The organism is Paraniabella ginsengisoli (assembly GCF_022513635.1).
Taxonomy (GTDB): Bacteria; Bacteroidota; Bacteroidia; order Chitinophagales; family Chitinophagaceae; genus Niabella; species Niabella ginsengisoli.
This window is the reverse complement of the sequence record NZ_JAKWBL010000003.1, coordinates 298,803-311,229: the sequence shown is the minus strand read 5'-3', so window position 1 is coordinate 311,229 and position 12,427 is coordinate 298,803. Positions and strand designations below refer to the sequence as shown.

At 39.8% G+C, this 12,427-nt stretch carries 16 protein-coding genes and 1 pseudogene; 13 read left to right on the top strand and 4 right to left on the bottom strand.

Features of this window, described 5'->3' with window-relative positions; genetic code table 11:
• Positions 1–53 precede the first annotated feature (53 nt).
• On the top strand, positions 54–533 hold the full coding sequence (gene ispF, locus MKP09_RS16150; protein ID WP_240831131.1) for a 2-C-methyl-D-erythritol 2,4-cyclodiphosphate synthase: 480 nt from the start codon (positions 54–56) through the stop codon (positions 531–533).
• Positions 534–563: 30 nt separating this feature from the next.
• Here the strand turns inward: ispF and MKP09_RS16145 are convergent, their stop codons facing one another.
• Together MKP09_RS16145 and MKP09_RS16140 are read right to left on the bottom strand one after the other, a co-directional pair.
• Positions 564–818, bottom strand: coding sequence for a DUF2442 domain-containing protein (locus MKP09_RS16145; protein ID WP_240831124.1), 255 nt, complete (start codon positions 816–818; stop codon positions 564–566).
• Positions 815–1,084, bottom strand: a complete 270-nt coding sequence (locus tag MKP09_RS16140) for a DUF4160 domain-containing protein (RefSeq protein WP_240831122.1) — start codon at positions 1,082–1,084, stop codon at positions 815–817. Before MKP09_RS16140 ends, MKP09_RS16145 begins: the two co-directional genes overlap by 4 nt.
• 114 nt (positions 1,085–1,198) lie before the next feature.
• Between MKP09_RS16140 and dut the strand changes: the two genes are divergently transcribed.
• The 5 genes from dut to MKP09_RS16115 all read left to right on the top strand — a co-directional run bounded on the left by dut (position 1,199) and on the right by MKP09_RS16115 (position 5,221).
• Positions 1,199–1,642, top strand: coding sequence for a dUTP diphosphatase (gene dut, locus MKP09_RS16135; protein ID WP_240831120.1), 444 nt, complete (start codon positions 1,199–1,201; stop codon positions 1,640–1,642).
• A gap of 92 nt (positions 1,643–1,734) precedes the next feature.
• Positions 1,735–2,517: a lipoprotein insertase outer membrane protein LolB1 gene (lolB1, locus tag MKP09_RS16130; protein WP_240831119.1), complete on the top strand. Its 783-nt coding sequence runs from the start codon at positions 1,735–1,737 to the stop codon at positions 2,515–2,517.
• A gap of 99 nt (positions 2,518–2,616) precedes the next feature.
• Entirely contained in the window at positions 2,617–3,357 is a 741-nt protein-coding gene (locus tag MKP09_RS16125; protein WP_240831117.1) for a murein hydrolase activator EnvC family protein, read from the top strand.
• A gap of 71 nt (positions 3,358–3,428) precedes the next feature.
• On the top strand, positions 3,429–4,130 hold the full coding sequence (locus MKP09_RS16120; protein ID WP_240831115.1) for a murein hydrolase activator EnvC family protein: 702 nt from the start codon (positions 3,429–3,431) through the stop codon (positions 4,128–4,130).
• A 47-nt stretch (positions 4,131–4,177) separates the two neighbouring features.
• On the top strand, positions 4,178–5,221 hold the full coding sequence (locus MKP09_RS16115) for a flavin reductase family protein (RefSeq protein WP_240831113.1): 1,044 nt from the start codon (positions 4,178–4,180) through the stop codon (positions 5,219–5,221).
• Between the two features lie 17 nt (positions 5,222–5,238).
• On the opposite strand, the gene MKP09_RS16110 is transcribed toward MKP09_RS16115, so the two are convergent.
• The gene (locus MKP09_RS16110; RefSeq protein WP_240831111.1) at positions 5,239–6,057 is read right to left on the bottom strand and encodes an N-acetylmuramic acid 6-phosphate etherase; all 819 of its coding nucleotides are present in this window, start codon (positions 6,055–6,057) and stop codon (positions 5,239–5,241) included.
• A gap of 213 nt (positions 6,058–6,270) precedes the next feature.
• On the opposite strand from MKP09_RS16110, the gene MKP09_RS16105 reads away from it, so the two are divergent.
• The 6 genes and pseudogenes from MKP09_RS16105 (at position 6,271) to MKP09_RS16080 (ending at position 10,085) form a co-directional block, all read left to right on the top strand.
• Entirely contained in the window at positions 6,271–6,498 is a 228-nt protein-coding gene (locus MKP09_RS16105) for a Tex-like N-terminal domain-containing protein (RefSeq protein ID WP_240831108.1), read from the top strand.
• 134 nt (positions 6,499–6,632) lie between these two features.
• A complete protein-coding gene (locus tag MKP09_RS16100; RefSeq protein ID WP_394801088.1) occupies positions 6,633–6,911 on the top strand; it encodes a hypothetical protein in 279 nt (92 codons plus the stop codon).
• 20 nt (positions 6,912–6,931) lie between these two features.
• Positions 6,932–8,173: pseudogene (locus MKP09_RS16095) on the top strand (helix-hairpin-helix domain-containing protein); the annotation flags it as partial.
• A gap of 11 nt (positions 8,174–8,184) precedes the next feature.
• Positions 8,185–8,517, top strand: coding sequence for a S1 RNA-binding domain-containing protein (locus tag MKP09_RS28240; protein ID WP_262915474.1), 333 nt, complete (start codon positions 8,185–8,187; stop codon positions 8,515–8,517).
• A gap of 162 nt (positions 8,518–8,679) precedes the next feature.
• Positions 8,680–9,027 (top strand): HesB/IscA family protein, encoded by a 348-nt coding sequence (locus tag MKP09_RS16085; protein ID WP_240831097.1) that lies wholly within the window; start codon positions 8,680–8,682, stop codon positions 9,025–9,027.
• A gap of 158 nt (positions 9,028–9,185) precedes the next feature.
• Positions 9,186–10,085 (top strand): class I SAM-dependent methyltransferase, encoded by a 900-nt coding sequence (locus tag MKP09_RS16080; protein WP_240831094.1) that lies wholly within the window; start codon positions 9,186–9,188, stop codon positions 10,083–10,085.
• A 165-nt stretch (positions 10,086–10,250) separates the two neighbouring features.
• Here MKP09_RS16080 and MKP09_RS16075 read toward each other — a convergent pair whose 3' ends face one another.
• Positions 10,251–11,078 carry a glutaminyl-peptide cyclotransferase gene (locus MKP09_RS16075; protein WP_240831093.1) on the bottom strand — a complete coding sequence of 276 codons (828 nt, stop codon included), beginning with the start codon at positions 11,076–11,078 and terminating at the stop codon, positions 10,251–10,253.
• 320 nt (positions 11,079–11,398) lie between these two features.
• Here MKP09_RS16075 and MKP09_RS16070 point away from each other — a divergent pair, with 320 nt between their 5' ends.
• Positions 11,399–12,343 carry an EamA family transporter gene (locus MKP09_RS16070; RefSeq protein WP_240831091.1) on the top strand — a complete coding sequence of 315 codons (945 nt, stop codon included), beginning with the start codon at positions 11,399–11,401 and terminating at the stop codon, positions 12,341–12,343.
• The last annotated feature ends 84 nt before the right edge of the window (positions 12,344–12,427 follow it).

Genomic DNA, 12,427 nt, shown 5'->3' with positions numbered 1-12,427 from the left:
TCAAAATGAGAAGTTTGGAAATTCAAAGTTCCTTATTTTTACGAAAAAATACTATGAGTTATAGAATAGGCAGCGGCATTGACTTTCATGAATTGGTAACCGGTCGTGATCTATGGATTGGTGGCGTTTTAATTCCGCATACAAAAGGAGCTATTGGTCACAGCGATGCCGATGTGCTGTTACATGCTATTTGTGATGCTTTGTTAGGCGCCCTGGCTTTAGGCGATATTGGCGTTCACTTTCCCAATACTGATGAAAAATACCGTAACATTGACAGTAAAATACTACTAAAACATTGTATTGATCTGATCAAAGAAAAAAAGTACAAAGTGGTAAATATTGATTCAACGCTAACCTTGCAGGAGCCAAAAATAAAACCCTACGTTGAAAAAATGCGGGAAACCATTGCCGGTATCTGTGAGATATTGGTTGAAGATGTGTCGGTAAAAGCAACAACAACCGAAACGATGGGATTTGTAGGTAGGGAAGAGGGTTTGGTGGCGTATGCTACCGTTTTGCTACAAAAGGTTTAATTATAATACATTCGCTACGTATTAGTATCGTTAAACAAACAATTCAGCTTCGGGCTGCGAAATATGCCACAAAGTGTCTGCGCTTAAATCCACATCATAACCTTTCCATTCGATGAAATAGCCCCCATTATGCAAAGCCGAAAAGAAAACATCCGGATCTGCTAATGGCTTAAAAACTTCTTTATTCAGGAACGGCTTAATATCAGCTATTCTTCTCGATCCATCGTTAAATAAGCAACTCAGGCGAAAATCACTCAAAGCGCTAATGTCGGTAAGAGTTTTCATTTTAAAGCTTCAATTTTAAATATTTGTTGTCCTGATATGGCTAATTTCCAGTTTGCCATTAATTCATCTTTATGAATTTCAATCCAGGCTGTAACTAATTTTAGCTTATCATTAGGGAATTTACCAGCCAAAATATTTCCTTCGGGAATCTGAATTACAGCCGTCATTTCTCCGTACTCAACATGAACATGCGGCACGTGATGTTCTTTGTTATCGTAATAAAACATTCTGACAATAATACCATAAAACATTGCTATTACAGGCATATCAGATAATTTGCTGTAAAGTTAACGTTTTTAACATAGGGCGCGAGTTCGGTTTTTAACATGTTAACTTTTCAACTTATCAACCTTTAACCACAACAGGTTATCTTTGTCGCTATGGCACAACTCGAAGTAAAAATTGTAAATAAATCGGAACACCCTTTACCCGCCTATGCCACTTCAGGTGCATCGGGTATGGATTTAAAAGCGTCAATAACTGAAAATATAGTATTGCAAACTCTTGAGCGGACCTTGGTTCCTACTGGGTTATTTATAGAATTGCCAGAAGGATATGAAGCGCAGATCAGGCCTCGCAGCGGGCTCGCTGTTAAGCAGGGATTAACCTGTTTGAACACGCCTGGCACAATTGATGCAGATTACAGAGGTGAAATAAAAGTTATCTTAATCAATTTGTCGAACGAGCCGCAAACGATCCAGAATGGTGATCGTATTGCTCAAATGGTTATTCAAAAAGTTGAAATTATTAACTGGACTCCTGTTGAGCAATTAAGTGAAACTGTACGCGCTGCGGGAGGGTTTGGACATACAGGGAAAAGTTAAAAGTCAGAAAGACGGTAAGTCGTTAAGCGCGTGTGACGTGCATGTTTCGGTCTTCCTGACTTCTCAGACTTCCGGCTTTAAAATAAACAAACATGAAAAAAATAATAATTATAGCGTCAATTGCAGCGCTTGCGTCTTGTAATGCAAGTAAAAAAGCTGCCAAAACCCCTACTCCGGAAACACCTACACCTGTGGCAAGAGTTGAAGATGAAAGTCCAACAGCAGTTTTATCTAAATTAAATACGATTGATTTTAAAACCTTTTCAGGAAAAGTGGATGTTGATTTTGATGACGGAAAGGGCAATGGTAAAAGTGTCAGCGCCAAGTTGGTCATTAAAAAAGATGAAGCCATCTGGATGTCAGCAGGTTTAATGGGTTTTGAAGGGGTACGAGCTTTGATAACAAAAGACTCGGTAAAAATTCTTAATAAACTTCAGAAGGAGTATATAGCTACAAGCCTTACTTACCTGCAGGAAAAAATTGGTTTGCCAGTTGATTTTACAACATTGCAAAACCTGTTGATAGGCAATCCGGTATTTGTAAGCACTACGAATGCAAGCCTGGTAAAAGAAGGGGATAATTACGTGATCACTACACAGGATGCTAATTTTAAAAATTTGTTGACAGTTTTGATGCCAGGCTATTTGCCGTCAGTAAGTAAACTGAGTGATGTTGATGCTACCAAAAACAGAAGTGCAGAATTAGCATACAATAATTATAAATCTGTTGCCGGCAGAAATTTTTCCACCACCAGAAATATAGGTGTTAAATACAAAAGTAATATAACCATCAAACTAGATTTTAAATCGCACGATTTTGATGGTGAAGTGAGCATACCATTCTCAGTTCCTTCAGGATATAAAACAAAACAATAACTTCCGTATAATTTTATGTACCAGGCTTCAGTACTGCTATCATCTTTGTTGCGTCGCACTCTTCAGCTGTTCAATATAACTGAACAACATAACGGTAAGATGATGGTACTTCTTTTGGTGCTACTTTTTTCTGGCGTTGATAGTAATGTAGTCGCTCAAAAAACAAGTGATAAAACAGCTATGGAGGATGAGCGAAGAAGGTTGCAAATGGAGCTAAAGCAAATTCAGGAAGCCTACAATGCTGTTAAAGGGGAAAGCAAAAATAACTTACATCAGCTAGCTGCACTAAACAAAAAGATTGAAGTACAGGAAAAATACATCAATAATATTGGGAAGGAAATTCGCCTGATAAATGATGATATTTACTATAGTGCCATCGAAATAAAAAAGCTGAAAAATCAAATGGATACACTCAAAGCGCATTATGCCCGAACTGTAGTGTATGCTTACAAAAACAGGAGTAATTACGATTATCTCAATTTTATTTTTTCCTCTAACAGTTTTAATGATGCTATAAAGCGGGTAGCCTATTTAAAAAGCTATCGCAATTATCGCGAAAAACAGATGGATGACATAACAAAGACCAGCAATCTTATCGATAAACGTTATAACCATCAGCGCGCAAGCATAGTAAATAAAAAAACGGCATTAGACAGCCGCTCCAGTGAGTTTGGCGTATTGGAAACACAAAGAAAAGAAAAAGATTCGGTCGCACATATTTTACAATCTCAGGCGGGCTCGTTGCAAAAGCAAATTGCTAAGAAAAAAGAAGAGGACAGGCAACTTAAGTCAAACATCGCAGCAGTAGTGCGACAGGAAATTGCAGAAGCAAAAAAATAGCACAGGAAGAATCCAAACAAAGAGCCGCTGCTGAGGCAAAAGCAAGGCAGGAAGCATGGGCGCGTGAAAGATTGCTGCAGACAGAGAGGGCATTGGCTGGCGCTAATCCTAATGCCGTCACAGCGCCTGCTACTCCAACACCTGAATCGGCTTTGCCATCTAAACCATTGCGGGAGCAAAAATTCAATCCGGTTGGTGCTGGTAAAAGCAGCGATGTTCGCAATATTCCAAAAACAAATAACCCCATCATTGCTAATGCAAACCCAATCGAGGCAAGACGGAATGCCCCGCCGCCTGCGCCAGTTGTAGAAAACAAAGCTCCTGAAGGCGGATATTTAAATTATAAAGCAGATGATATAGCACTGAATAGTGACTTTTCTCAAAACAGGGGAAAGTTACCTGCCCCGGTTGATGGCATTATCACGCTTGGCTTTGGACGATATAAAATTGAAGGCCTGGGCCCCGACATTGTGGGCGACAATCCTGGGGTAACTTATACCGCAAATGTCGGTGCATCTGTTAGAGCTGTTTTTGGTGGCGAAGTGGTAAGTATTTCTAAAGTAGGTGGAACATCTTTCGTTGTATTGAGACATGGAAAATATTTTACAGCGTATAGCAATTTGGCTTCTGTTAGCGTTAGCAAAGGTGCCAATGTGAATCGTGGACAGTCAATTGGTACTGTAGGGGCAGACGAAGAGACTGGTGGCGGAAAACTTGATTTCATTCTAATGATCGAAGAGAAAAACGTTGATCCACGTGCATGGCTAAGATAAACAGCTTCTAAAAATGGCTATCCGACAAAAACCAATAAACTTTTGCAATGGATAAAAGTATTATCAAAAAGGTGGAGGTGGTGTCGGTCCATAACAATACAAAAGATTCCCGTACAATAATATTAAGGCCAATGGATGACTGGCAACCTGTTTATAAAACAGGCCAGTTTATTACGCTTGTATTTTATACAAAGAACGGGGAGCAGCGGCGTTCCTATTCTATCTCTTCATCTCCGGTGGCAAATGAGCCTTTGTCTATTACAGTAAAAAAGCTTGATAATGGAGAGTTCTCAAGATGGCTGGTGTATAAAGTAAAACCGGGCGATGTGCTGCTAACTTCCGGGATCAATGGTTTTTTTGTGCTTCCCGAAAATGTTCACTCAAAAACTTTTTGTTTCCTTGCTGCCGGAAGCGGCATCACGCCTTGCTTTTCGCTGATCAAAACAATTTTACTTACAACACAGCAAAAAATATTTTTGTTTTACAGTAACCGAAATGAGGCCGACACTATTTTCCTTCAGGAGTTAAAAACGTTGCAAAAGCAAAATCCTTATCGCCTGTTCATTCATTTTATGTTCAGCAATAAGTTGGATGTTTATTACAGCCGCCTTAGCCACTGGCTTTTGACGCATCTGATCGATCAACATTTTCAACACATTGCAAAACCCGATATACTCTTTTATATATGCGGCCCTTTTGATTACATGTTGATGGCAGGAATTTCTTTACGAAACAATGGCATAACAAACAGCCAGATCATTAAAGAAGATTTTAATCCTTTACCTCCTGTAAAATTACCCAAGCCGCCAGACACGACGCAGCACAATGTTACGATGCATGTAGGTGGCCGTACTTATACCATTGCGGTTCGATATCCTCAAAGTATTGTTGCCGCTGCAAAGCAGGCAAAAATTTCGGTACCATATAGCTGCGAAGCCGGAAGGTGCGGAAGTTGCGTCGCCACTTGCATTTCGGGGGAAATCTGGATGGCATATAATGAAGTGTTGTTAGATGAAGAGATTGCCAGGGGCCGTGTGCTCACCTGTCAGGGCTTTCCAATTAATGGCAACGCCGAAATAGTGTATGAGTAATAAGCCCATTTCCCTTTTCAAAAATTATTGTTACGCAAAAGCGTCCATTGCTTTTTGAACACTACCATGTTGAAGCAGTATTTTTTTGCATGAACATAATCGGCTATACCTGTTTTATCCATCAGTATTTTAACTGCGCGATCGGTGATTTTATTATTGATCAGCTTCACATTTACCATGCTATTATCTAACACCCTTCCCAGTTGGATCATCGTAGTGGTGCTGATGATATCAAAAATCATTTTTTGCGCAGTACCGCATTTCATACGCGTGCTGCCGGTAACGAATTCCGGCCCGGTAATTACTTCTACCGGAATAGCAGCTATTGCGGCAATAGGGGAATCGGGATTGCTGACGATGCAGCCTGCCGTAATGTTGTTGTCTTTACAATGTTGCAAAGCACCTAATACAAAAGGTGTGGTGCCACTTGCAGAAATACCGATTACGATATCTTTAGAAGATACCTTAAGATCCAGCAAAGCGTCCCATCCTGCCTCCTGTTCGTCTTCTTTGTCTTCGGGTGCTTCCAGTAAAAGATCTAATCCGCCGGATAAGATCACTTGTACTTTTTCTTTTTCAATGCCGTAAGTAGTGGGCAATTCAAGTGCGTCAAGTACCGATAGGCGGCCTCCGCTACCTGCGCCTAAATAAAACATGCGTCCGCCTGCTTGCAACTTTTCTACGATGGCTTTTATCAGGATATTGAGTTGAGGCAATGCTTTTTCAACAGCTAGTGCCACTTTTTTGTCTTCTTTATTGATGGCAGTGGTGAGGTCTTCTACTGTCATTTTATCTAAATGTCTGTAAAGTGAAGGTTGTTCGGTTATTTTTTGCATAAGTTATAATAAAGCAGTTAATATAAAGTATTGTTATAAAAATAAGTATTTCCCTAACACTTTACCTGTTTGATCTAATACCTGATGAATATCTTTTAGTTACCAGGTTGCGCATGGGGTTGTTTGGATAAAATACCTACATAAAAAAATCTTTTTTCTTTTTTCTACCCGCCTACATTTGCATCCCGATACTCATTGAACAAAACAGAAACTATGGATTTAAAATATATACATCAGATCGCAACAGATCTTTCATTACCAGTTAAAAACGTGACGAATGTGCAGCAATTGCATGCAGAAGGTTCAACTATTCCATTTATCAGCCGCTATCGAAAAGAAGCGACGGGTAATATGGATGAAGTTCAGGTAGGGGATGTGATCGAGAAGATAAAATACTACGACGAGCTTGAAAAAGAAAAGAAACGGTTCTTAAAACTATAGAAGCTGCAGGAAAGTTAACACCCGAACTCAAACTTCGTATTGAAAATTGTATTAATGCTACAGAGCTTGAAGATATTTACCTGCCTTACAAACCTAAGCGTAAAACAAAGGCCACAGTTGCAATTGAGAAAGGATTGGAGCCTTTAGCCCAAACCATATTCGATCAAACCAAAAATATTTCAGAAGAAGAAATTGCTGCATTCTTTACCGAGCAGGTAAAAGACAAAACTGAAGCCCTGCAAGGCGCACGCGATATCATAGCCGAGTGGGTTGCTGAAAGCGAACAAGCCAGAACCCTTATACGTTCTATGTTTCAGGAAAGTTCAACTATTTCGGCAAGAGTGCTTTCAACAAAAAAGAATCAGAAGAAGCGCAAAAATACCGCGACTACTTTGAGTTTAAAGAGCCTTTAGCTGATTGTCCCTCACATCGCTTGTTAGCAATCCGACGCGGTGAAAAAGAAGGTTTTTTGATTATGGATATTTCTATTGAAAAAGATTCAGCTATTGGAGGATTGAAAGAAGTATTTGTAAAATCATCAGGAAATGCTGGCGAGCAAGTAGCTTTGGCAACTGAAGATGCTTACAGCCGGTTGTTGAAACCAGCTATTGAAACCGAGTTTCGTATGAGTAGCAAAACGGCGGCTGATGAAGAAGCGATTCGCGTATTTGCTGAAAACCTGCGCCAGTTGCTGCTTGCATCGCCTTTAGGCAGCAAACGTGTGTTGGCCATCGATCCCGGATTCAGAACAGGTTGTAAAGTGGTTTGCCTCGATGAAAGCGGTACTTTTTTAAAGTATTCAACCATCTTTCCTCACGCACCGCAAAATGAATGGGATGGCGCTATGGTAACCATTAAGGATTTGGTAAGCAAATATAATATCGAAGCCATTGGTTATGGCAATGGTACGGCGAGTAAAGAAACAGAGAAGTTAGTACGTTCTATCGATTTTGGTAAACCGGTTTCCATTTTTATGGTAAACGAAAGCGGGGCATCTATTTATTCGGCAAGTGAAGTGGCTCGCGAAGAATTTCCTGATGAGGATGTTACGGTTCGTGGTTCAATAAGTATTGGGCGCCGTTTATTAGATCCATTAAGCGAGCTGGTTAAAATAGATGCTAAAAGCATTGGTGTGGGTCAATATCAGCACGACGTAAATCAGACTCGTTTAAAAGATAGTTTGGATAATGTGGTGCAAAGTTGTGTGAACTATGTTGGCGTGGATGTAAACACTGCCAGCAAACATTTACTTACTTATGTATCGGGATTAACATCAACCACAGCAAAAATATTGTGGAATACCGTAGCAAAAACGGTGCGTTTACTTCGCGCAGCGAATTATTGAAAGTGTCTATGTTAGGTCCAAAAGCTTACGAACAATGTGCAGGGTTTTTAAGAATTCCAGGTGCTGTAAACCCACTTGATAATTCTGCAGTACACCCCGAAAGCTATGGCATTGTGGAAGATATGGCCAGGAAAATGAATTGCACTGTGCAGGATATTATTGTAAAACAGGATATCAGAAAACAGATCAATGCAAAAGAATTTATTACTGAAACAGCAGGCGCATATACGATTGAAGATATTTTAAAAGAACTGGAAAAGCCAGGCCGCGACCCACGCGATACTATTGAAGAATTCCGTTTTGCCGATGATATTGCTAAAATGGATGATCTAAAACCAGGTATGAAATTACCCGGTATTGTTACCAACATCACTAATTTCGGCGCTTTTGTTGACGTAGGCGTAAAGCAGGATGGATTGGTACACGTTTCGCACCTGGCTAATAAATATGTGAGTGATCCTAATGAAGTGGTGAAGCTGAATCAAAAAGTAATGGTAACGGTTTTGGAAGTAGATGCTTCGCGCAAAAGAATTGCTTTAAGTATGAAGGAAGAAGGTAAAAATGAACCTCGCCAACGCAGTCATACGGCTACGCCTAAAGGTGCTTCCGTAAATAAACCTAAAAATAGTTTTCATTCAAGTCTGGATGCATTGAGGAAGAAGTTTGATAAATAGTGGTTGGCTTAGAAACTTGGTCTGACCGTCCCGGTCTGATCAGTGTTGCGTAGTCACTACTGATGCCATATAATCGGGACGATAAACTGAGCGTAGCAATTGCGATGCCATTATAACGGAACGATGACACAATAATAAAAAGGTTTTGTCTAATTTTGCAGTATGGACACAACAATTGTGAGCGGCCCGGTAACTTTAACTGAAGGCGCTGTAAAAGAAATAACGAGATTGATGAATGAACCCGGTTTTGACACAACGCAATATTTGCGCGTTGGTGTGAAAGGTGGTGGCTGTAGCGGAATGAGCTATGTTTTGGGCTTTGACGCAAGGTCGGAGAATGATAAAGAATTTGAGATTGAAGGCATTACCTGCATCATCAATAAATCGCACGAATTATACCTGGCAGGGATGGAAATAGACTGGAGTGATGGATTGGATAACAGAGGGTTTACTTTTTCTAATCCGAATGCGAGCAGTACCTGCGGTTGCGGTACCAGCTTTGCGGTATAAAGCCTCTCCCTAACCCTCTCCAAAGGAGAGGGGACGGTTTCGTTTTTGATTCCTGTTAGTTTTTATTGAAATATTTGCCGAAGGTAAACTTTGCGATCTTTGTTTGCGAAGAGCATGAATACTTCTTTGCGAACTTTGCGTGATAATTCATCGATTTTATGCCTGATATTCATTATTCCCATTGCCCGGTTTGTCAATCCGGCGATTTGCAACAAGTTTTTGATGTGAAGGATTATACCGTAAGCAGTAGAAAATTTGAAGTAGTTCATTGCAACTCCTGCACGCTTCGGTTTACACAGAGCGTGCCTGATGTAAATGATATTGGACAATATTACAAATCGGAAGATTATATATCCCACAGCAATACCAGCAAAGGATTAATAAACAAACTGTATCAACAAGTGCGGGTGCGCACAATGAAACAAAAAGCAGGTATTGTTAAAAAGTTTACAGGAGTAGCCGGCGGAAAATTGCTAGATATCGGATGCGGGACAGGGACATTTTTGCATACCATGCTTCAGGAAGGTTGGGATGTGGATGGACTGGAACCAGATGCGGATGCAAGAGCCGTTGCTATGCAGCAATATGGTATCAATACAAAACCTTCTCATGAACTTTTTTCTTTAGATGCTGGCAGCTTTAATGCTATTACGCTTTGGCATGTATTAGAACATGTTCATCCTTTGCACGAATATGTAATCAGGATGAAAGAATTGTTGGCTGAGAATGGTGTACTATTTATCGCCGTTCCAAACTATACAAGTAAGGATGCTAAAACGTATGGCGAATTTTGGGCGGGTTATGACGTGCCGCGCCATTTATATCATTTTTCTCCAAAATCAATGAAAACGCTGATGCAGCAACACGGGCTAAAGATTGAAAAAATGCTACCTATGTGGTTTGATAGTTTTTATGTGGATATGCTAAGCAGCAAATACAAAACGGGACAAATAAACTATTTAAGCGCAGGTTTGCGCGGTCTGGCTTCTAACCTCAACGCAGTTGGCAATGTTGAAGAATGTTGTTCGGTTATTTATGTTATTAGTCCGGAGAAGTAGTAGGCAGATTAAAGTTATGACGAATATATTTTTATAAATCCGGCTGATGAATATATGGCATCTTCGTTGCGTCGCACTTTTTATCGTCCCGATTATATATGAACAGTCCATCGACTATGGACAACAAACCAGCAACCTGAAACCAGTAACTTGCAACCTAAAAAATCATCGCCCCAATTGAACTTCATATAATTCCGGCCATTTTTTCCCGGTTATATAAACTTTTTTAGTTTCAGCATCATAAGCAATTCCGTTAGGAACATCAGCCTGCGGATCTAAAGTTTGCACTCTATTCCATATTTGGGAAACATCTATTCTGCCTGAAATTTGTCCGCTGTTGGGATCTATTTTCAGGATATAAGGTTGCTGCCACTGATTAGCATATACAAAGCCATCGATATATTCCAGCTCATTAAGATTGTATGACAGTTCTCCGTTTTGCGTTACAGATTGCGAATGCAATAACCTGAACGTTGCCGGATCGTAAAAATATAAGTTACTGCTGCCATCGCTTACTATTAGTTCCTTTCCATTAGTGGTTATGCCCCAGCCTTCGGTATTAATATCAAACTCTTTTACCTTTTTAAAATCGGGTAGCGTATAGGCAAAAACCTTATGCTCCCTCCAAGTAAGTTGATAAACGGTGTCGTTTAAAATAGTAATGCCTTCTCCAAAATATTTGGGATCAATATCAACCGATGTTTTTGGCTTGCCTGTTTGCAGATCCACTTTCATTAATTTGGAAAATTTACTTCCCACTACATCATAAGCCGCACCGCCCGTTCCTTCATACATCTCACCTTTATAAATAGCAAGTCCTTGCGTAAATGATGATGTATCGTGCGGAAAACTCTTTATAACAGAAATGCTGATGGCGGGTACAGTATTGTTGCTTCCGGAAGGTGCTCCTTCAGAAGATGAGTTCTTGTCGCCATCTTTACAACCAATAAATGTAATCGTAATAGCAACAATAAATATAGAAAGATGCTTCATGTTCTTTATAAATAATTGGTTACAAATGTAGGATAAGAAATTTTTAGAAAATCATAAAAGACAAATAAGGATATTGGAGATTTTTATTGACCCGGCTGTAGAATAAGTGGCATCGGTATTGCGTCGCACACTTTTTTTGTAGTGCATAGCTGATCCTATATAATCGCAGTAACCGCGGTCTGACCAGCATCCGGAACCATACTTCAATAACTTCAGGATGACAACGAACGCAAAAGTTTATTAAATAGCTTTCACCATATATTTTAATTTTGAACTAAAATCTGTAGGCTTTGTTAGTAAATTACTCAGCCTCTAAATTTATGGATACTATTAAAAAGTCGCCTTCGTTATTATTAGTCGTATTGGCATTTGCTGCAGTATATCTCATTTGGGGATCAACCTACTTTTTTATAGAGATGGCTGTAAAAGATATTTCTCCAATGATTTTAGGCGCGATACGTTTCATCATTGCTGGATTAATATTGATGGGCTGGGTTGCTATTAAAGGCGAACGGATCTGGGATAAACGGGCACTTAAACCCGCTATGATAAGCGGCTTGTTGATGCTTTTTTTAGGTAACGGTGCAGTTATTTGGGCCGAGCAATTTTTACCAAGTTCGTTTGTTGCTATTTTTCTGGCGTCGGCGCCACTTTGGTTTTTATTGCTTGATAAAGTGAGCTGGCAGCAAAATTTCAGCAATAAATTTACGTTGATTGGTGTGGCAATCGGTCTATTAGGCGTTATCGCATTATTTTACGAAAAGGTAATGGCTACAGGTTACCAACAAAGTTTGGTGGCGCTGATCATTTTATGTATCGCCAATATCAGTTGGTCGATGGGATCTTTATTTTCGAAATATAAAGTAAAAAATACTTCGGTTTCTGTAAGTTCTGCCTGGCAAATGCTTGCCGCGGGATTAGCCTTTATCATCACTGGCATATTTAACGGTGAGGTTACCGAAATGGAATGGGCGCAAATACCTGCAAAGGCCTGGATGGCTGTTGCTTATTTAATTGTATTTGGTTCTATTATAGGATATAGCGCTTATGTTTTTTTGCTAAGTGTTCGCAGCGCTACACAAGTAAGTACTTATGCATACGTAAATCCCCTTGTGGCTGTATTGTTAGGGGTATTGATCAACCACGATCGTTTAACGGCAATGCAACTGGGTGGATTGGCTGTGATCTTATGCAGTGTGTTCTTTATCAATTTGGCTAAAAAAAGTCAACTTAAAATGAAGGCCCGTTTAAAAGTGCTGCCTTAGCTCTTTATTGTTGCAACTATTTTTTATCGTATGTGTTTATTTAAAGAATTTGTTTGATTTTTTTGGCTCTAAGGAATTTGCCCG

Bases quoted from the DNA above. Each gene is read 5' to 3' on its own strand.
- lolB1 (WP_240831119.1), top strand. From the start codon at position 1,735: ATGAAAAAAATAATAATTATAGCGTCAATTGCAGCGCTTGCGTCTTGT.
- MKP09_RS16075 (WP_240831093.1), bottom strand. From the start codon at position 11,078: ATGAAGCATCTTTCTATATTTATTGTTGCTATTACGATTACATTTATT.
- MKP09_RS28240 (WP_262915474.1), top strand. From the start codon at position 8,185: ATGAAATTACCCGGTATTGTTACCAACATCACTAATTTCGGCGCTTTT.
- MKP09_RS16080 (WP_240831094.1), top strand. From the start codon at position 9,186: ATGCCTGATATTCATTATTCCCATTGCCCGGTTTGTCAATCCGGCGAT.
- MKP09_RS16105 (WP_240831108.1), top strand. From the start codon at position 6,271: ATGGATTTAAAATATATACATCAGATCGCAACAGATCTTTCATTACCA.
- MKP09_RS16140 (WP_240831122.1), bottom strand. From the start codon at position 1,084: ATGCCTGTAATAGCAATGTTTTATGGTATTATTGTCAGAATGTTTTAT.
- MKP09_RS16110 (WP_240831111.1), bottom strand. From the start codon at position 6,057: ATGCAAAAAATAACCGAACAACCTTCACTTTACAGACATTTAGATAAA.
- MKP09_RS16125 (WP_240831117.1), top strand. From the start codon at position 2,617: ATGATGGTACTTCTTTTGGTGCTACTTTTTTCTGGCGTTGATAGTAAT.
- MKP09_RS16115 (WP_240831113.1), top strand. From the start codon at position 4,178: ATGGATAAAAGTATTATCAAAAAGGTGGAGGTGGTGTCGGTCCATAAC.
- MKP09_RS16085 (WP_240831097.1), top strand. From the start codon at position 8,680: ATGGACACAACAATTGTGAGCGGCCCGGTAACTTTAACTGAAGGCGCT.
- MKP09_RS16145 (WP_240831124.1), bottom strand. From the start codon at position 818: ATGAAAACTCTTACCGACATTAGCGCTTTGAGTGATTTTCGCCTGAGT.
- MKP09_RS16070 (WP_240831091.1), top strand. From the start codon at position 11,399: ATGGATACTATTAAAAAGTCGCCTTCGTTATTATTAGTCGTATTGGCA.
- dut (WP_240831120.1), top strand. From the start codon at position 1,199: ATGGCACAACTCGAAGTAAAAATTGTAAATAAATCGGAACACCCTTTA.
- ispF (WP_240831131.1), top strand. From the start codon at position 54: ATGAGTTATAGAATAGGCAGCGGCATTGACTTTCATGAATTGGTAACC.